Source organism: Leptotrichia sp. oral taxon 223 (genome assembly GCF_013394795.1).
Lineage (GTDB): Bacteria > Fusobacteriota > Fusobacteriia > Fusobacteriales > Leptotrichiaceae > Leptotrichia.
Genome location: NZ_JABXYU010000001.1, coordinates 1,411,773 through 1,431,399, shown reverse-complemented (window position 1 = coordinate 1,431,399; position 19,627 = coordinate 1,411,773). Strand labels below are relative to the sequence as shown.

16 protein-coding genes are annotated in these 19,627 nt (G+C 30.4%); 6 read left to right on the top strand and 10 right to left on the bottom strand.

Going from position 1 to position 19,627, the window contains the following annotated elements; all coding sequences use genetic code 11:
* Positions 1–2: 2 nt before the first annotated feature.
* The 7 genes from HW275_RS07020 to HW275_RS06995 form a co-directional block, all read right to left on the bottom strand.
* Positions 3–932: a GDP-mannose 4,6-dehydratase gene (locus tag HW275_RS07020; RefSeq protein ID WP_178935859.1), complete on the bottom strand. Its 930-nt coding sequence runs from the start codon at positions 930–932 to the stop codon at positions 3–5.
* A gap of 16 nt (positions 933–948) precedes the next feature.
* Entirely contained in the window at positions 949–1,980 is a 1,032-nt protein-coding gene (gene gmd / locus HW275_RS07015; protein ID WP_178935858.1) for a GDP-mannose 4,6-dehydratase, read from the bottom strand.
* Positions 1,981–2,004: 24 nt separating this feature from the next.
* Complete coding sequence (locus tag HW275_RS07010) at positions 2,005–3,081, bottom strand: mannose-1-phosphate guanylyltransferase (RefSeq protein ID WP_218975109.1); 1,077 nt, start codon at positions 3,079–3,081, stop codon at positions 2,005–2,007.
* A gap of 73 nt (positions 3,082–3,154) precedes the next feature.
* Entirely contained in the window at positions 3,155–4,051 is an 897-nt protein-coding gene (rfbA, locus tag HW275_RS07005; RefSeq protein WP_178935857.1) for a glucose-1-phosphate thymidylyltransferase RfbA, read from the bottom strand.
* Positions 4,052–4,165: 114 nt separating this feature from the next.
* Complete coding sequence (locus tag HW275_RS12405) at positions 4,166–4,294, bottom strand: hypothetical protein (RefSeq protein ID WP_255460030.1); 129 nt, start codon at positions 4,292–4,294, stop codon at positions 4,166–4,168.
* An 87-nt stretch (positions 4,295–4,381) separates the two neighbouring features.
* Entirely contained in the window at positions 4,382–5,677 is a 1,296-nt protein-coding gene (locus tag HW275_RS07000; RefSeq protein WP_178935856.1) for a sugar transferase, read from the bottom strand.
* Positions 5,678–6,019: 342 nt separating this feature from the next.
* Positions 6,020–7,003 carry a site-specific integrase gene (locus tag HW275_RS06995; RefSeq protein WP_178935855.1) on the bottom strand — a complete coding sequence of 328 codons (984 nt, stop codon included), beginning with the start codon at positions 7,001–7,003 and terminating at the stop codon, positions 6,020–6,022.
* 188 nt (positions 7,004–7,191) lie between these two features.
* Between HW275_RS06995 and rfbD the strand changes: the two genes are divergently transcribed.
* A complete protein-coding gene (gene rfbD, locus HW275_RS06990; protein ID WP_178935854.1) occupies positions 7,192–8,046 on the top strand; it encodes a dTDP-4-dehydrorhamnose reductase in 855 nt (284 codons plus the stop codon).
* 55 nt (positions 8,047–8,101) lie between these two features.
* Here rfbD and HW275_RS06985 read toward each other — a convergent pair whose 3' ends face one another.
* From HW275_RS06985 to HW275_RS06975, 3 genes are all read right to left on the bottom strand, one after another.
* Positions 8,102–8,809 carry a biotin--[acetyl-CoA-carboxylase] ligase gene (locus HW275_RS06985; RefSeq protein ID WP_178935853.1) on the bottom strand — a complete coding sequence of 236 codons (708 nt, stop codon included), beginning with the start codon at positions 8,807–8,809 and terminating at the stop codon, positions 8,102–8,104.
* 56 nt (positions 8,810–8,865) lie between these two features.
* Positions 8,866–11,370: a DegV family protein gene (locus tag HW275_RS06980; RefSeq protein ID WP_178935852.1), complete on the bottom strand. Its 2,505-nt coding sequence runs from the start codon at positions 11,368–11,370 to the stop codon at positions 8,866–8,868.
* A 61-nt stretch (positions 11,371–11,431) separates the two neighbouring features.
* On the bottom strand, positions 11,432–11,926 hold the full coding sequence (locus HW275_RS06975; protein WP_178935851.1) for an HAD family hydrolase: 495 nt from the start codon (positions 11,924–11,926) through the stop codon (positions 11,432–11,434).
* A gap of 367 nt (positions 11,927–12,293) precedes the next feature.
* Here HW275_RS06975 and HW275_RS06970 point away from each other — a divergent pair, with 367 nt between their 5' ends.
* From HW275_RS06970 to HW275_RS06950, 5 genes are all read left to right on the top strand, one after another.
* Positions 12,294–13,502 (top strand): S1C family serine protease, encoded by a 1,209-nt coding sequence (locus HW275_RS06970; protein WP_178935850.1) that lies wholly within the window; start codon positions 12,294–12,296, stop codon positions 13,500–13,502.
* A 491-nt stretch (positions 13,503–13,993) separates the two neighbouring features.
* Positions 13,994–14,740 (top strand): hypothetical protein, encoded by a 747-nt coding sequence (locus tag HW275_RS06965; RefSeq protein ID WP_178935849.1) that lies wholly within the window; start codon positions 13,994–13,996, stop codon positions 14,738–14,740.
* Between the two features lie 116 nt (positions 14,741–14,856).
* Positions 14,857–16,185 (top strand): B12-binding domain-containing radical SAM protein, encoded by a 1,329-nt coding sequence (locus HW275_RS06960; RefSeq protein WP_178935848.1) that lies wholly within the window; start codon positions 14,857–14,859, stop codon positions 16,183–16,185.
* On the top strand, positions 16,169–18,085 hold the full coding sequence (locus tag HW275_RS06955; RefSeq protein WP_178935847.1) for a GH3 auxin-responsive promoter family protein: 1,917 nt from the start codon (positions 16,169–16,171) through the stop codon (positions 18,083–18,085). Before HW275_RS06960 ends, HW275_RS06955 begins: the two co-directional genes overlap by 17 nt.
* A complete protein-coding gene (locus tag HW275_RS06950) occupies positions 18,082–19,404 on the top strand; it encodes a B12-binding domain-containing radical SAM protein (RefSeq protein ID WP_178935846.1) in 1,323 nt (440 codons plus the stop codon). Before HW275_RS06955 ends, HW275_RS06950 begins: the two co-directional genes overlap by 4 nt.
* Positions 19,405–19,627: the final 223 nt, after the last annotated feature.

Below are 19,627 nucleotides of genomic sequence, written 5' to 3'. Positions count from 1 at the left end.
ATTTATTTCCATCTCCAATATTCTAAAACATCTTTCAATGTTTCATTAATAGAAATTTCTGGCTTCCATCCTGTATCTTTTTTAATCTTTGTATTGTCACATTGCACTACTGGTATATCAACTGGACGGAATTTTTCTTTATCTATTTCTATTTTTATTTCTTTATTTGATAAATTCACTAATTTTTCTAAAATTTCCTTTACCCTCACAACATTTCCTGAACCTATATTATATGATTCTCCTATTTTCCCATTCTCAAGTAACATTACATACCCTCTGACAATATCTCTTACATCAGTAAAATCTCTCAAAGTATCTAAATTCCCAACTTTTAATACTGGAATCGCACCTTTTTCAATTTTTACAATTTTACTTGCAAAATCAGGAACTACAAAATTTTCACCTTGTCCAGCACCAATGTGATTAAAGGCTCTTACAAATATAATATTCATCTTGTAGGCTTTTACATATAACTTGCCAAGTTCTTCTTGTGTTTTTTTGCTAATTCCATATGGGCTTTGAGGAATTTGCATTTGTGTTTCTTTTATTGGGCAATCCTCAGGTTTTATAATTCCATACTGGTCACTTGAGCCAATAATTAATATTTTAGGATTTATATTATTATTTTTCACAGCTTCTAATAAATTTAAAGTCCCATTTACATTGACATCTATTGTTAAAACCGGTTTTTGCCATGAAAGCCCTACTGCACTTTGTCCAGCCAAATGAAAAATCATATCTGGTTTTATATTTTTTATTACATTATTAACATTTTCTGCATTTAACAGATTCATTTTAAATATCTTTATCTTATCATTTTTATATGTTTCATTTATTGTTGTTCCGTAAACATCATAACCACTTTTTAAAAGATAATCATACAAATATCTTGCAACGAAACCATCAATTCCAGTTACCAATACTTTTTTCATTAAGAATCTCCCTCGTTTAAAGTGATTTTAATTTCATTTCCTTTTGAACTTTTTCCATATCATTTTTAACCATTCTTTCAACTAATTCTGTAAATGAAATTTCTCTTTTCCATCCTAATGTTTTTTCAGCTTTTGCAGGATTTCCAATTAAAATATCAACTTCTGCAGGTCTAAAGAACTCAGGATTTACTCTAACAACAATCTCCCCTGTTTTAGAATCCTTGCCTACTTCATTAACCTCTTTACCTTCCCAAACTATATCTATACCCACATATTTAAAAGCTTTTTCAACAAACTCTCTGACTGTTCTCGTTTCATTCGTTGCAACTACGTAGTCATCTGCTTTATCTTGCTGCAACATTAACCACATTGCCCTAACGTAATCCTTTGCATGTCCCCAATCACGTTTAACATCTAAATTCCCTAATTCTAAAACATCTTGAACACCTAATTTTATTCTCGCTACAGCATCTGTTATTTTTCTAGTAACAAATTCCTTTCCTCTTCTTTCAGATTCATGATTAAATAAAATTCCTGAGCATGCATATATATCATAGCTTTCTCTATAATTTTTTGTTATCCAATGTCCGTATAATTTTGCTACTCCATATGGACTTCTAGGATAAAAAGGTGTTTCCTCGCTTTGAGGTATCGCTTGAACCAATCCAAACATTTCACTCGTAGAAGCTTGATAAAATTTTGCTTTAGGCTTTACTGTTTTTATAGCTTCCAGCATATTCAAAACTCCAATTCCATCAATTTCCGCAGTTGTAACAGGTTGTTCCCACGATGTCCCAACAAATGACTGAGCTGCTAGATTATACACTTCATCTGCCTGAGAAATTTGCATTGCATTTATTAATGAAACTAAATCTGTCATATCAGCATATATAAATTTTATCTCATCTTTTCTATGTTCTATATTTCCAAAAGTAGTTACACTTTTTCTTCTCATAAGTCCATAAACTTCGTATCCTTTTTCTAATAACAATTCTGCTAGATATGAACCATCCTGACCATTTATCCCAGTAATTAAAGCTTTTTTCATTTATATTCTCCTATCTTTTTATTTTTATAAATATTCATTTCTATTACAAATTTTTAGATTGCTGATAATTTCCTTAACTTCCTGCGTATTGTCTTTATGACAAATCAATGTCACATCGTCAGTATCCACAATTACTATATCTTCTAATCCAATAGTTGCAATAAGTTTTTCATTACCTTGAATTATTGAATTTCTTGTTCTTATGCTTATAACATTTCCATTTATAACATTTCCATCTTGATTTGTTTTATTAATTCTTTCAAGTGACAGCCAGCTTCCTACATCATCCCAGCCGAAATTTCCTGGAATAACATAAATATTTTTGGCTTTTTCCATTATTCCATAATCTATGGATTCTGACGGAAGATTTGAAAATTCTTTTTTTAATACTTCTTCATATTTTTCTGTACCTATTGATTCTCCAATTTTTTGCAGACCTTCATAGATTTCTGGCAAATATTCCTTAAAATTTTTTAAAATAGTCGATGCCTTCCATACAAACATTCCACTATTCCATAAATATTGTCCACTTGTCAAGTATTCCTTAGCTTTTTCCAAATTTGGCTTTTCTACAAAACGTAAAACTTCATAAACATTTGCACTGTCTTTAAAACTTTCACCTTTTGTAAAATTAATATATCCGTATCCTGTTTCAGGGTAATTTGGCGTGATTCCTATTGTTACCAGATTATCGCCTTTTTCAACTACATCTAAAGCTGTTTTTAGTGTGTCAATAAAAATTTCATTAAATTTAATTAGATGATCAGACGGTAAAATTATCATTTTTGAATTTATATCCTTTTTGGCAATATGCATTGCAGCAAGTCCGATACAAGGTGCAGTATTTTTGGCAACTGGTTCGATGATAATATTCTCGTCCGGTATATCAGGAACATGTTCTAAAACCAAATTTTTATACATTTCATTTGTTACCACGTAAACATTTTCAATGTTTACTAAACTTTTTGCCCTTTCAACAGTGTGTTGTATCATAGATTTCCCGTCATCTGTTAAAGATAAAAATTGCTTTGGTAGATTTATTCGGCTTTTAGGCCAGAATCTTTCACCTTTTCCTCCAGCCATTATTACTATTGAAGTCAATGCAGCTCCTCCTTTTTTATTTAAAATTTTATTAGCGTGTTTTAAAATAAATAAAACAGCAACTATATATAAATTATTTTTTTAATAAACTTTCTAAATACTTTTTATAGTCACAAATTTTTAACTTATTTATTATTTCAATAAGCATTTCTTTATTTATCCATCCTTTTGTATAGGCAATTTCTTCAAGACAGGCAATATAAAAACCTTGTCTATTTTGCACAGCCTCTACAAAATTTGAGGCTTCCAGCAAACCTTTTGGTGTTCCCGTATCAAACCAGTTCATGCCTCGTCCAAGAGTTTTTACTTTCAATCTTTTTTCAAGTAAATAAAATTCATTAATTGAGGTTATTTCTAATTCCTTACGTTCTGACGGTTTTAATGCTTTAGCTTTTTTTATAACTGTATTATCATAAAAATACAATCCCGGAATTGCAAAATTTGATTTGGCTGCTTGCGGTTTTTCTTCTAGGGAAATAACATTTCCATGTTTATCAAATTCAACAACGCCATAATCGCTGGGATTTTTCACTGGATAGCCAAATATCATCGCACCATTGCTATTTAATTCATTTCCTTTACAATTTTCAAAATAGTTAACCGCATCTTCAAGAGTTTTCGAAAATCCATTTCCATAAAATATATTATCTCCTAAAATCAACGTAACATTATCACGATTAATAAAATCTTCTCCAATCAAAAAACATTCAGCAATCCCATTTGGTTTATTTTGAATCTTATATTCAATATTTATTCCCAATTGCTTCCCATTTCCAAGAAGCCCCTCAAATAAAAAAATGTCCCTTGGAGTGGAAATTATTAAGATGTCCTTTATATTTGCGAGCATAAGAACAGATATGGGATAATAAATCATAGGTTTGTCATAAACTGGCAATATTTGTTTGGAAATAGATTTTGTTAACGGAAAAAGCCTTGTACCAGAACCGCCAGCCAAAACAATTCCTTTCATTTAAATACCTGCTTTCATTTAATTATTTTTTTTCTTAAATCTAAAAACAACAAATTATCACTTATTATTTTCAGAATAACATAAACATTGGCATCATTTTCTCTTATAACTAACTTAGTTTCCAACCTTTATTTCAATTTCGTCTTTTAATTCTTTACTTAGTCTTTCTCTTACTTCTGCTGGCATTTCATCTGTTTCTTTCATTATTTTATCAAAAAAAATCAATGTTTTTTGCTTATTCATCTATAATCATCTTTTTCCTTGAATTATACAGGCGCTATTACATTATAAATAACTTTTAGTGTAGAACTCGATTTTATTTGTTATTTTTTATTTCCCTTTTCCAAATAAAACAGCCTTAGCCGTTTTTGCAACAATCAGTACATCCAGTATCAAGTCCTGATGTTTTAAATAATACAGATCATATTCAAGTTTTTTTCTTGCATCATCTAAACTTTCGCCATATGGGAACATTACTTGAGCCCATCCTGTTATTCCAGGCTTTATAAGATGTCTTAAGTTGTAATAATTTATTTGCTCTGCATATTCCTTAGCAAGTATATTCCATTCTGGCCGTGGGCCAACAAAACTCATTGTACCTTTTAAAATATTCCAGAGTTGCGGCAATTCGTCAATTCTTGTTTTTCTCATAAATTTTCCAAACTTTGTAACTCTTGCGTCATTATCTAAAGTGTATTTCGAATATTTGTTAGGATCATGCAGCCTCATACTTCTAAATTTATAGACTTTAAAAGGCTTCATATTTTCACCTATTCTTGTCTGTTTAAATATAACCGGTCCTTTAGATTCAAATTTAATAATTATTGCAGTAATTAGTGCCAGAGGAGAAAGAATAACCATCAAAATTAATGCCAGTATCAAGTCCATTCCCCGTTTTATATTTCTTTGCATTTCATTGTTTAGAATATCAAACCCGTTTGATTCCAAAAGCCATTCTTCATTTATTTGATTTATATCAATTTTTTTTTGGATATCTTCGTTGAATTCTTCATAAGTCATTATTTTTAGCCCGTTAATTTTTAAATCAAAAATACGCTTTAAATATTTTTTGAAATCAGGACTTTTTATATTTTTTACAATTACTAGAATATCAACATTATTTTTAGCAATGATTGTTTCCATTTCATCGTATCTTCCAATTAGATATTTTGTCGCCCTGCTTTTATTGTTTGAAATATATCCGATGTAATTGTAGTCAAGCGTGTTTATAATATCTTCCTGAATGTTGTTTTTTATATGATTTGAGCCAAATATTAATACATTTTGCTTTTTCATATAAATTGAACATACAATTTTTCTAAAAGCCACTTGAAATACAAATATCAATCCGAACATATAAAATACATCAAAACGTTTCCAAAAGGCATATAATATAACAGAAAAAGCAATGTCGATTCCCAAATTTATAAAAACATCCTTGAGCCTGAAACGTTCTGCGTAAAAGTCCAGCTGTCCAAATACAAATTTTACAAAAATAAATAAAATGAATATAAAACTTGTTAAATATTTTATTACATAGTCATATTTATCTAATAAAAGACTATAAATCATATACAAAATAAAAATATATAATATACGTATGCGTATATCTTTATTTAGTTTCATAATTATTCATCCTCACTTAACAAATCATTTATATGAACTTTAATATAAGAAATATTTATTAAAGTCTTTTATCTTAATTTTCTGCTAATTTTAAGCAAAGAATAATATTTTCTAAGACAAAAAATTATAACTTGTATTAAATAATTTCAAATGAGAAAAAAGATGAAAAAATTTATCTAAATTTTTGTGTAAATAGAAGCTTATTCTCGATTTTTTATAAATAATTACAATATGAGTATAACATATTTTATTTTGAAATTCAAGTGGCAATAAATCAAGAAAAATATGGCTTAGAACTAGTTTTGAAAGTTGTATTACTATACTTTAAAAATGATTTTTTGTTTATATTTTTTTTAATTTATTATTATTATTTGCAGCTATATCTGATATTTTACTAAAAATTATATTCATGCATTTTTTCTTATATTCTAAATTTGGATGTATGTACAAATTTAAGGTTGTATTAACAGAAGAATGTCCAAGTATTTCAGAAACAGTCTTGTAATCTATATTATTTTCTATTGCCTGAGTAGCAAAGGTATGCCTTAATGAATGAAATTTTAATTTTGATATATTTAAAACAGTTAATATTTTTTTAAAAAATTTTCGATATGTTCTAGGCTCAATATATTTTTTATTTCCAGAAATAACATAAAAATTTTTATCCATTTGGAATTTTTCTAGAAGCACAACCAAGCTGGATGCAATTGGAATTGTACGTCTGGAATTTTCCGTTTTTGGAGAAGAAATAATTATTCTGCTTTTCTTTACTGTGCTTGCGTAAATTCTCTGAATCGTGTGATTTATATTAACAAATCCATTTTTTAAATCTATATCTTCCCATTTTAATGCACATATTTCACCTATTCTAAGACCCGTACATAAACATATTAAGATTCCCAATGTTCGGCTGTTTAAATTATTTTCTATATACTTAAATATTTTCAATCTTTCTTCAGAGGTGAACACTTCTACTTTTTTTAATATTTTCTCCTGGGGAATTTTATAATCAAAATCTTTTCTTTTTATTATTTTTTGCTTCATTGCAAAATTTAGAACGGCTTTCAGGATAATTACCATATCTTTTACAGTTTTTCTTGACAAGCCTCCTTTCCCGTCTAGCCTTCCGTACTTCAATTTATTTAATATGAAAGACTCGAAATCCTTATTGGAAATTGTACCAGCTTTTCTATTCTTAAAATAAACTTTTAAATGTTTTTCAATAATTGTCAAATATAAGGCATAGGTGGATTCCTTTATATAGTTATGTTCGTTTTTTATCCAGATATCCATACATTTGGCTATAGTCATCTGTTTTTTATCCATTTTATTATCCTCCTGAATGTTAAATAAAATCTTTTTAGTCCCATGTATTAAACAACTTCATATTTTTTTATAATTTTAAAATTAAAATTTTATATTTGCAAGATAATTAATATTTTGATAAAATATTTAATAATACTAGTTTATTATATAAAAATTTAAGTTAAATATTACGATTTAAGGATAAAACAATGAAAATACTATTAACTGGCTCCAATGGCCAACTAGGACATGATTTCCAAAAGCTGTTTGACAATCTGAATATAAAATATATAGCAACTGATTATCAGGATTTAGATATAGCTGACAGTAAAAATTTGAAAAAATTTTTTGATAAGAACAACGACTTCACACACATAATAAACTGTGCCGCTTATAACGATGTAGACAAAGCTCAAAATGATGATAAAGTTTTTTTATTAAATGAACAGGCACCAAAAAAATTGGCAGAACTTTCTAAAAAATTAGGCGCAATTTTTATAACTTATTCAACTGATTTCGTATTTGATGGAAAAAAAGGAAAAAACTATACAGAAGATGATATTCCTGCTCCTTTATCTAATTATGGGCTTTCAAAAGCAAATGGGGAAAAATTGACTTTAAATGCTTATGAAAAATCTTTTGTAATACGAACCTCGTGGGTTTTTGGAAAAGCTAATAATAATTTTAATACGCAAGTCATCAACTGGAGTAAGACAAGAAATGAATTGAATATTGTTGATGATCAGGTTTCTGTACCTACATACTCAAAAGATTTGGCAGAATTTTCATGGAAATTGATACAGACAGGGAAATTTGGATTGTATCATATTACAAATAACGGGACTGCAAGCAAGTATGAGCAGGCAAAATATGTACTGGAAAAAATAGGATGGCAAGGAAAAATTAAACCTGCAAAAACAGAAGATTTTAACCTTTCAGCCAAAAGGCCTCATTTTTCAAAGTTATCTTCTAAAAAAATTGAAAAGCTGTTAGGGGAAAAAATTCCAGATTGGAAAAGCGGGATTGACAGATATTTGATAGAAATGGGGATAATAAAAAAATAGCACTAAAAAAGGAATATTACTCTATAGCTTAGAAATAAATATTCCTTTTATTTTTTTATACAATTTTAAATTCTAGTGAAGCAAATTTTAACTCATCTCTATCTCCTTTAGAAATCAGTGAAATTTTACCTTTTCTATCTACACGGAGAAATCTGTATTCCTTTTCTGAAAATTTTCCATTTCGCTGTTTTATTCTTATTTTTCTACCTTTTAAATAGTTATTTTCATTTATAACTTTTAATATATGTTCCCAATCTTTATTTAAGCTGTGAAATTGATTTTCAAAATTTGATACGACTTCTTCTATTATTTGCTGCACTGGATGAATTTTTCCAGTGATTTCCACAAGGGAAATGGCTTTTTTGCGAAACATTCCAAAATCGGTGTTGTTAATATTTATTCCGATTCCTATTATTATGTGCTTTCTTACCTTTTCGCATACAATTCCGCATATCTTTTTATCTTCGTAATAAATATCGTTTGGCCATTTGAAAGTCAGTTTATCCTGATTGCCTATATATTTTTTTAATACTTCATAGACAATGTAGCCTGTAAAAATTGTTATTTTCTCATCCAGCTCAGTATTATCTTCAACAGCAAAGGAGAACAGCGCCGCCCCCTCATTTGAAACCCATACGCTATCCCTCCTACCTTTTCCATCCGTTTGTTTTTTTGCAACTATAACTTCAAATTCTTCTAATTTCAATTGCCTTCTTAAATATGTATTTGTTGAATTTATTTCATCAAAAAATTTAAATTTCAAAGATGTACCTCTTTCTGCCTGATAACTTTAAAATAAAATTTAATTTCATCAATTCATTAACTTAATCTTGGAAATATGAATACTCCGTAAACAGGCCCTGTATGAGCCCCAATTACTGCTCCAATTTCTCTGTTTAATATTAGCGAATTTATTTTTGGATTATTTTCCACTTCTGAATAAATTCTCACTACATTTTCAAGCTCTGTTGGTGTTCCGCCCCAGCCGCTCATAAGAACGACGCTTTGTTTCTTGCTTTCACGCTCAATGTATTTTTCAATGTATTTTTGCGCATTACGTTCACCCAGAACTTTTTTCTCAACTGTAACTTCCCCCTGATTTACAGTTAGAATAGGTTTCATATTTAATGCCCCCGCTATTGTCGAACTTGCCTTTCCAATTCTTCCGCCTTTTTCAAGATACTTCAAATCTGGAATAATCATAAGCAGTTTGCCTTTTGTCCTAAAGTTGTTTACCCAGTTGATAATTTCTGTAAAACTTTCACCTCTTACTGATTTTCCTGCCGCTCCCAGCACAAGGAACCCTTGTGATAACGAAGCTCCTAAACTATCAATCAGCTCAATATCGTTTTCCCTGTTTGTCAAGCTTCTTCCAACTTTTGCAGCTTGTATTGTTCCACTTAGTTTTGATGATGGATGAATAGAAATTATTTTTTTGTATCCTTTTTCAAATAATTTATTGTAGGCATTCAAAAAGTCCTGTGGTGATGGCTGAGATGTTTTTATTGTCGCATCATTGTCAAGCATTTCATGCCAGAATTCTGATTTTGTAATTTCCACTCCATCTTTGTAAAGCTCTCCATTTATATCAATTCTTAAAGGTACTATTCTTATTGGAAGCCCTTCAATGTCTTCACTTGTCAAATCTGATACGGAATCAGTTAAAATAGCAACTTCAGGCATATTCGGATCTTTATTTTCAATGTATAAATAATAGTAGTAATTTTCTTGATTTCCGTTAATAATTGCAGTTTTCACTCCTGCCAATCTGTCTTCAATGGTTTTTTGCGAAGTTTCATCTTTTTCATTTCCACTTACAACAACTGCGGTTATCGTATTTTTAGTAACCAGATCTCTTAGCACAGCGTCTGCAATTTCTGTCAATGATTTTTTTGCATATTTTATTTTTCCATTCACAAGCCCGATAAAGTCATCTTTTTCTATTGACAGGTCTTCAACTTTTGTATCTCTTACAGCCTTTGTAATTTCCACAGAATAATTTCTTGCAGCGGCTTCCTTAAGTTCATCAATGTCAGCATCCTTATTTTTTAGAAAATAGTATCCATCAAGCATTGTTCTTGTATTCAGAACTACTACGGTTTTTTGAGATTTTTCGGCTGCCATTTTTGCTGTTGTAATAACATTTTTATTATTTGGAAGGATATAAATATCTTCTTTTTCAGTTTTTCCAATGGCATTCAATATTTCCTGAACGCTCGGATTTTTACTTTGCCCTCCCAGAATTACCACATCTGCGCCAAGTTTTAAAAACTCATCCTTTAAGTTTTCAGAGTCTGCCAAAATTACAAATGCTGATCTTGTCTTGTCAATTTTTTTGTTTGCAAAAATTTTTGCTTCGTCCTTTTCACTGAAAATTTGTAAATTGTCGTGCTGCAATCTCATATTTTCTATTTTCATTTTTTCAAGCGGCCCGTATTCCAAAGCAATTTCTATTGCCTTTCCAGGATGGTTTGTATGAATATGTGTCTTGAACTTTTTGGAAGTTTGGGCAAATACTGCTGAATCTCCCAGCTCAAGTACACGCTTTTTGTATTCTTCCATATCAAAATCCCCATTTAAAATGATATATTCTGTACAATATTGGAAATGTATGCTTTCAGGATCGTGATTAATATTTGCGATCGTCTTATCAAATTCATTTTCCTTTACTTGAGCCTTTTGCAGTTCAGCCAGCAGGTTCAGTTCCGTTGTAACTTTATAGAATCCCTCAAAAAAGAAAAACAGCCCTTTTCCGCCAGCGTCAACTACTCCAGCTTCCTTTAATTTCGGCAGCAGTTCAGGCGTTTCCTCCACCGCTTTTTCTCCAGCCTTAACAATTTCTCTCAGGAATTCAACTAAATCATCGAATTTATCTGCACATTCTTCAGCTTTTTCAGAAATCTTCCTGATAACTGTCAAAATTGTCCCCTCTATCGGCTCGCTTACAGCGCTGTAAGCAGTTTCCTTGGCACTTAAAAGAGCTTGGGCAACATCTTTTGGCAGAAGCTTAACTTTTTCACCAATACCTTTTAAAAATCCTGTAATCACTTGGGACAAAATTGTGCCAGAATTTCCTCTAGCACCCATTAATACAGCTTCCTCAACTACTTCTATTAATTCAGGCATTTTTATTTTATCGTCTGTTTTTTCTTCCAAATCATTTATCATCGAATTTAATGTCATTGACATATTGCTCCCAGTATCTCCATCAGGCACCGGGTAAACATTTAATTCATTTAATAGGTCCTCGTGTTTTGTAACCCATTTTCCTCCGCCAATGAATACCAATTTTAGCCTTTTGGCGTCTAAATATTTTATTGCCATTATTTCCTCCTAAAAAACAATTTTATATTTTTTTATTTTTTTTATTAATTTTTCATTTCTGTTATTTAACATTTGTCAAAAATTTTTGAAACAAGTTATCTTTTTTTAAGACAGCTTCTATAAATTCTCGCACCGCTCCTTCTCCGCCGTTTTTAGCGGAAATAAAGTCAGCAATTATTTTTACTTCATTTGCTCCATCTAGAGGCGTCCCAGAAAATCCTAATTTTTTCATGATTTTTATATCATTCAGATCATCGCCCATATAGGCAATTTCTTCCTTCTGTAAGCCGGTAATTCTCATTATTTCGTCTAAAATAACGATTTTTTCAGATATGCCCTGATACAGATACTTTATGTTCAGTTCATTTGCACGAGTTCTTACAAGTTCAGATTCCCTTCCTGTAATTATTCCAAATTCAATGCCCAATTTTTGTGCATTTACAATGGCATAGCCATCCTTTACGTTAAACTTTTTCAGTTCCTCACCATTATTCCCACGGTAAATTCCACCATCGGTAAGCGTTCCATCTACATCCAGTAAAATTAATTTTATCATTTTCTCTCCATTTTTTATTTACAGCTTATCATTATTATACCATAACATAGCCTTATTGTTCAAATTTATTTTATAATGAAGTTTTGAAAAAACTAAAAAATATGATATATTTTAGTAACACCGCTTAAAAATAAAATTGAAAAGTTGTAATTATTGCAGTCAAGCCTGGTATTTTCCTAGTTTTTACCAGTTCTCTTCTTGAATGGATAAGTGTGATATGAAATGCTTAAATATATTTAATTTTGAAAAAATGACAGCAATAAAAATAATTAATTAAATGAAATTCAAATAAAACTCATAAGGATAATAAATTTTTATTTTCTAAAATAAGTACAATCAAAAAATAGGAAGAATCGAGGTAATAGATATGAAAAAAATAAATTTAAAAAAGGGAAATAAAAAATTTGCTTTATTTTCAATGTTGTTCCTGCTTTTAAGCTGTTCCAATAAAACTGAAAATAATTCAGGCAATGCAAACAATACTGCAAATGTTGAGCAGCAAAAAAGCATTTCTCAGGAGGATTTGCAAAAATATACTAAAAATGCGGTACAAACGCAAGATGCCTTTGTGAGTGTGCATAACAGCGTTAAGGATTCAATTGTAAATATAAGGACTAAAAAGACTGTTACAGTAAATACTTACAATCCGCTGGAGGAACTGTTATATGGACGTTCTGGCGGGCAGGAAAAGCGTGAGTCAGGTTCACTTGGATCTGGATTTGTTGTTTCAAAGGATGGATATATTGTTACAAATAACCACGTTATTGACGGTGCAGATGAAATTTATGTAAAATTCTCAAATGGACGTGAATACCGCACAAAACTTGTGGGAACATCACCTGAAGTTGACATCGCTGTATTAAAAATTGACTCAAACGAAACTTTCAAACCACTGGAATTTGCAAACTCAGATCAAGTCCAAATCGGACAATGGTCAATCGCCTTTGGAAATCCATTAGGACTAAATGACTCAATGACAGTGGGAATTGTAAGTGCCGCTGGACGTAGCTCATTAGGAATTGAAGAAATAGAAAACTTTATCCAGACTGACGCCGCTATCAATCAGGGAAACAGCGGAGGTCCGCTAATTGACATAACAGGTAAAGTTATTGGGGTAAATACTGCGATTTATTCACAAAGTGGAGGAAGCGTAGGAATCGGATTTGCAATCCCGGCAAACTTGACAATGACTGTAAAAGATTCAATTATTGCAAACGGTAAATTTGAAAAACCATATATTGGTGTATATTTAAACAATTTAGACGAAAATAAAGTAAAAGCACTTAACCTAAAATCTTCAAACGGAGTGTTCATAGCCGATGTTGTGCCAAATGGCCCAGCCGCAGTGGCAGGAATAGCCAAAAATGACGTTATAACAGCCGTTGACGGAAAGGAAGTAAATTCTGCCGGTGCATTCGTTGGAGAAATTGCAGCGAAAAAAGTCGGACAAACTGTAAAATTGACTGTATATAGAAACGGAAAGCCGTCAGAAGTGACAACAACCCTTGTAAAAACTCCTAGCGCCATTGAACAGCAACGTATTATACAGCAAAGACAGCAACAGCTTGGAAGATAGGCTCTCGTTAATTTGTTATAAATTTTGAAAATACAAATATTTATATTGAAAATAAGAAAAATACTCTAAATTTATGTTAGGGTATTTTTATTTTTGAAATTTAGTATTAGGTTATTTTGTTTAATAGCAGTTTTTACTATTTTTATTATGTTTTTTCTTTTTATATTTTTGCAGGATTTCTCATTGCCGCAAATTATTATCTTGCAGTAAAGGTTTATCCTGATAATTAAAATTGAAATTCGAGAAGCGTGGGTGCAGGGAAATGGCGTCTAATCTCTCTATTTAAAATAAATTTTGAATATAAATAAAATTAAGAAAAAACAATTATTAAACAAAATAATCCAAAATATAAACTTAAAAGAATGATTTAATTAAATGATTAAATAATATTTATAAAATATGGGGTATAATTTATATTAATTGTGTAGAATGTTTAAATTTTTATCAAAATTAATTTGATTTTACTATAAAGAAAAAAGGAGTTTTTAGTGATGGAATGTAAGGTTTTTGCTGTAAAAGATATAAAAAATAATAATAATATTGTGGAAAATATGTTTTTACTTATGAAAAAACATTATGAAAATATGAAAAAAGATAAATTTTTAAAAGATTTGTATGATAAAAATGATGTCTTTCTGTTGTTTGAAAATAATGAATTAAAGGGATTTTCTACAATAAAAAAAATGGAGCTAAATATTGAGAATAAAAAAGAGGATGAGGAAAAAACAGTTAGCAAGAAAATAGTCGGATTTTTTTCTGGGGACACTATTATTGAAAAGGGATTTTCGTGGGGACTTGAATTTCAGAAGGAATGGATAAAATACTGTCTTCTGGAAAGTGAAAAAAATATGAGAAATGGTGTGAAAACTTATTGGTTCTTGATTTCTAAAGGGATAAAAACGTATATGTATTTACCGACATATTTTAAAAATTTTTGCCCAAAAGCGGATTATATTGAAAATGAGATGGAGAAAAAAATAAAAGATATTTATGCTGAAAAAATATACGGCAGCAGATACTGCAAGGAAAGCGGAATTGTAAAAAATGATGGAACAAATGACTTTTTGCGGGAAAATGTCGTTGTACTGTCAGAAAAACAGTTTAAAAATAAAAATATACAGTTTTTTTTAGAAAAAAATCCCAACTATCAGAAAGGCGATGAGCTGGTGTGCCTTGCCGAAATTTCTTTTGATAATTTAACAAATTTGGGAAAACGGGTTTTGAAGGAAATTTTTTAATTTTTGAAATTAAATAGTTTGATTGAAAAAGTAAAATTTGATTTTTTAAAAAAATAAATTTCAATGATTTTTATGATAAAATATTGGAAGCTAAATAAATAAAAAAGGTGAATTTTATGAAGATGTTGTTTGTTTATCCTGGATTTGGGAAGAAAAAGGGACAGAAATATATTTTTCAGTTGAGGACGTTTGAGCCGCTTACGTTTGCTTATTTGCGGGCATTGACTCCTTATGACATTGAGTGCGAGCTGATTGATGAGAGGATTGAGGCGATTGATTATGATAATGATGCAGATGTTGTTGTAATTACTTTGGAAACTTATACGGCACGGCACGGATATGAGATTGCTAAAAGATTTAGGGAAAAAGGAAAAAAGGTTATTGTTGGGGGAACACATGCTTCGCTTGTACCAGATGAGGCTATGAAGTATGCAGATTCTGTAGTTACAGGATATGCTGATGATATTTGGAGCAAAATTATTGAAGATTATAGGAATGGAACGGAAAAGGAACTGTATATTGGGGGACTTAGCAACAAATTTTTAATACCAGACAGAAGTATTTTTAAGAAAAAATATTTAATTTCAGTTGTGGAAACTGGGCGTGGGTGTCCTCATCACTGTGAATTTTGTGCAATTTCGGCAGTTAATAAGAAACGGTATGCTAAAAGACCCGTTGATAGTGTAATTGAGGAATTGAAGCATATAAAGTCAAAATATATATTTTTTGCTGATGATAACTTTGTTGCAGATCCGAAATATGCGTTGGAGCTTTGTGAGAAAATAAAGCCGTTAAAGAAAAAATGGATTTCGCAAGGGGCGATAACGATGGCAAAAAATGAGAAACTGCTTGCGACTATGCGAGATAGTGGATGTCTTTTTATTTTAATCGGATATGAGTCAATAAATAAAGAGGCTCTTGACAATATGAAAAAGGAATGGAGCTACAAGCTGGGAGATATTGAGGAATCAACACGGATTATACATAAATATAACATTGGAATTTATGCCACATTCGTTTTTGGGTTTGAGGAAAAAATCGGTACTACGTTTGAAGATACTGTAAAATTTGCACAGAAAAACCATCTGGAATTTGTCCAGTTTAACTATCTTGTACCTTTCCCAAATACCGAACTTTATTTTAAAATGGAAAAGGAAGGAAGGCTTTTGTACAAAAAGTGGTGGCTGGAGCCGCAAAAATATTCATATTTATTTTTTGAACCTTATGATATTTCTGCAAATGAGTTTCGTGACAGGTGTATTGCAGTAAGATATGCATATCATTCTGTAAAAAATATTTTGGGAAGAACTTTTGATGTGTTAAAAAGGACAAAAAATATACCATTTTCCATTATGTATTTGTTTTTGAGCTTTGGGCAGAAAGCTGTTATAAAGAAATTTCAGGATTTGCCAATTGGAGATAATTTAGATGAAAAAATTCGGTAAAAAAAGTAAATTTTATGAAGTAAAAAATTTAAAATATGTGATTTTGAATAAATTATTTATATTTTTTTGTAAAAAATCCTACAAAAATTTTGTTTCCAACATAAAAAGCAAAAGTAAAATTCGGGAAACGCAAGTAAAAATACTTTTGGAAATATTGAAAACTAATAAAAATACAGAATATTTAAAAATTTTTGAAACAGGAAGCCAAATTTTAAATGCAGAAAATGAAAAAGAATTAATAGAAAAGTTTCAGAATAAAATTCTGATTGTGAATTATGAGGATATTAAGGAGTTTGTGGAAAAGGAGAAAAGTGGGGAAAACAATGTTCTTTTGAGTGATAAAATCAAGCTATTTGAACTTACGAGCGGGAGTACATCCGATGTGAAATATATTCCATACACAGAGAAATTTTTGAAAAGCTATATGAATGGCGTTTTTGCATGGATTTACAATTTATATAAAAATAATAAAAGACTTTTTCTTGGAAGTTCCTACTGGTCTGTTTCTCCAATTTTAAAGCGAGAAGCTGTAACTAGTGGAGGAATCCGTGTGGGAATCGAAGATGATACTTCATATTTTGATAAAGTTTCTGCATTTTTTTTAAATAAACTGTTTACAGTTCCGAAAGAAATAAAAAATATCCAGAATATGGAGGATTTTTTGCTGATTACAGCGGTGTTTCTGCTTTTGTCAGAAAATCTTGCGATGATTTCTGTCTGGAGTCCATCGTTTCTTATGATTTTGCTTGATTTTATTGAAAAAAATCATAAAGTGATTTGTCAAATTGTAAAAAGCGAGGATTTAGGTGCTGAGTTTTTTGTTGATAAAAATTTGGGAAATAAAAAGTATTTTCAGATCATTAAGAAAAAATATAGGAAATTGTGGGAAAAAAATAGAAGTAAATTTTTGATAAATTATTTTGAGAAATATGAAAAAAATATTTTAAGTAAAAATGATAAAACTCAGAATTTGGAAATTACGGAAAAAAATAACGAGAATGAAATCGTAGCTGAAAATAAGAATTTGGAAACTAAATTAGGAAATAAAATTGTGGAAAACTTTGTGGATTACTCTATGATTTGGGAAAAGCTTTCGCTTGTGAGCTGCTGGGCGGATAGTGATTCCTATGAAATTTTTATAAAATTGAAGGAAAAATTGAATCCCAATAAAAAAAACATAAATTTGAAATTTCAGGGAAAAGGACTTATGTCAACAGAATGTATCGCAAGTTTTCCACTGGAAAATGTGAAAAATGGGAGCGTTGCTGCCCATAACTCATTTTTTTATGAATTTATTCAGGTTTCTGATGATAAGCTGGAAAACAGCAGTCCAAAACTTTTGGATGAATTGGAGATGGGAGAGCGTTATTGCGTTGTTGTTACGACAAATGCTGGGCTTTACAGGTATAATACGAATGATATTGTGGAAGTTACAGGATTTTATCATAAAATTCCAATTGTAAAATTTGTTGGAAGAATAAACAATTTTTCTGACATTGTGGGGGAAAAATTAAAAAATTCGTTTGTGGAAAAACAGGTTTTAACAACATTGGAAAAAAATAATATAGAGGGAGAATTTTTGCTGTTTGCACCAGTAAAAAATGAAACAGGGGAAATTTTTTATACTTTATTTTTAGAAATCAAAAAAGATGGCAGAAAATTTAATTGGAAACAAATTGAAAATGAAATTAATAGCAGTTTATGCAAGGCATTTCATTATGAATATGCGTATAAATTGGGGCAGTTGGGGAAAGTAAGAGTATTTTTAATAGAAAAGAATGGATTAAAGACTTATACGGCTGAAAAATCGAAAAAGCAGAAAATAGGCGATATAAAATATCGGCTGCTAGATAAAAATTTTGGCTGGGAAAATAAATTTGCAGGAGGATTTGGAGAATGAAAGTGGCATTACTGGCACCAGCAGGGGCAATGTACAGGTTTAACGGAACATTTAAGAAGGCGATTCACTATGCACCGCTCACATTATCGACACTTGCGGCATATATTCCAGAAGACATCGAAGTTGTAATTCATGATGAAACAATTGAAAAAATACCGCTTGAACTGGATGCGGATATTGTGGTTATGACTTCGATTACAGGAACCTCCGAAAGAGTATATAAATACGCAAGATACTTTAAAAGTAAAGGAAAAAAAGTAATTTTGGGAGGGCCTCATCCCACACTTTGTCCAGAAGAGGCGATACAGCATTGTGATTCTGTTGTAATTGGGCGTTCTGAATGGCTTTTTACGGAAATAATGGAAGATGCGAGAAATAACAGGTTAAAGAAATTTTATGTCCAGAAGGAAAATAGTCTTGAAAATTTAAAATTACCAAAAAGGGAACTTCTGAAAAAGGAAAGATATGTTTCGATAAACAGCATTGAGGCAACCAAAGGCTGCTCTTTTGACTGTTCTTTCTGCGTTGGAAAGGCTTTATATCCAACATTTTTAAAAAGACCGATTAATGAAATTATTGCGGAAATTGAGACTTTTAAAAAAAAGGAAGTTTTGTTTATAGACTTAAATTTGATTGCTGACAAAAATTATGCGAAAAAACTGTTTATTGAATTAACACCATTAAAAAAATGGTGGTTTGGACTGGCAACTTCCAACCTTGTTCACGATGACGAAATGATAAGGCTAATGGCAAAAAGTGGCTGTAAAGGCTTGCTTATTGGATTTGAAGCTGTTTCGAAGGAATCATTGCGGGCTATGAATAAAGGTGTAAATGTTATGGCTGATTACCATTTGCTTATGAAAAAGCTGCATCATTATGATATTGCTGTAAACGGAACTTTTACATTCGGTGCAGATGGCGATGACAAGGATATATTCAAGCGAACTGTGGAGGAAGTAATAAAAATGAAAGTTGACTTGCCAAGATATTCTATATTAACTCCATTTCCTAAAACAAAACTTTACAATGATTTGCAAAAGCAAGGCAGAATTTTTGAAAAAAACTGGACAATGTATGACGTTCAGCACGCTGTATTCCATCCCAAAAAAATGACAGCACAGGAACTTCAGGAAGGTGGAATTTACGCTTGGAGGGAAACTTATAAAGTAAGCTCAATTTTAAAAAGAATTGCAAGATTTAGCATTATTGCACCAATTCTTCTAAATACAAATTTGGGATACAGGCATTATGCCGATAAATTGGAGGAATTTACTTTTGAAAAAATGACAGATAATTCTGATATTCCAAATGTGGATTAATTAGTTAATTTTAAATAAATAATCATATAAATTATTTTTTTATTAAGAAATTTTGATTAATAATAGTTTTTTCATTTATATTTATGATATAAAGCAAAGGGGAACAGTCGCCATCCCCTTTGCAAACCCGGCTTGTCTAAGCATTTTTTGAAAACAAAAATTAAACTCGCTTCGCTCAGACAGTAATTTTTATTTCCAAAAAATCACGACATTTTAATTCAAT

Bases quoted from the DNA above. Each gene is read 5' to 3' on its own strand.
- HW275_RS07020 (WP_178935859.1), bottom strand. From the start codon at position 932: ATGAAAAAAGTATTGGTAACTGGAATTGATGGTTTCGTTGCAAGATAT.
- gmd (WP_178935858.1), bottom strand. From the start codon at position 1,980: ATGAAAAAAGCTTTAATTACTGGGATAAATGGTCAGGATGGTTCATAT.
- rfbA (WP_178935857.1), bottom strand. From the start codon at position 4,051: ATGAAAGGAATTGTTTTGGCTGGCGGTTCTGGTACAAGGCTTTTTCCG.
- HW275_RS12405 (WP_255460030.1), bottom strand. From the start codon at position 4,294: ATGAATAAGCAAAAAACATTGATTTTTTTTGATAAAATAATGAAAGAA.
- HW275_RS07000 (WP_178935856.1), bottom strand. From the start codon at position 5,677: ATGAAACTAAATAAAGATATACGCATACGTATATTATATATTTTTATT.
- HW275_RS06995 (WP_178935855.1), bottom strand. From the start codon at position 7,003: ATGGATAAAAAACAGATGACTATAGCCAAATGTATGGATATCTGGATA.
- rfbD (WP_178935854.1), top strand. From the start codon at position 7,192: ATGAAAATACTATTAACTGGCTCCAATGGCCAACTAGGACATGATTTC.
- HW275_RS06980 (WP_178935852.1), bottom strand. From the start codon at position 11,370: ATGGCAATAAAATATTTAGACGCCAAAAGGCTAAAATTGGTATTCATT.
- HW275_RS06975 (WP_178935851.1), bottom strand. From the start codon at position 11,926: ATGATAAAATTAATTTTACTGGATGTAGATGGAACGCTTACCGATGGT.
- HW275_RS06970 (WP_178935850.1), top strand. From the start codon at position 12,294: ATGAAAAAAATAAATTTAAAAAAGGGAAATAAAAAATTTGCTTTATTT.
- HW275_RS06965 (WP_178935849.1), top strand. From the start codon at position 13,994: ATGGAATGTAAGGTTTTTGCTGTAAAAGATATAAAAAATAATAATAAT.
- HW275_RS06960 (WP_178935848.1), top strand. From the start codon at position 14,857: ATGAAGATGTTGTTTGTTTATCCTGGATTTGGGAAGAAAAAGGGACAG.
- HW275_RS06955 (WP_178935847.1), top strand. From the start codon at position 16,169: ATGAAAAAATTCGGTAAAAAAAGTAAATTTTATGAAGTAAAAAATTTA.
- HW275_RS06950 (WP_178935846.1), top strand. From the start codon at position 18,082: ATGAAAGTGGCATTACTGGCACCAGCAGGGGCAATGTACAGGTTTAAC.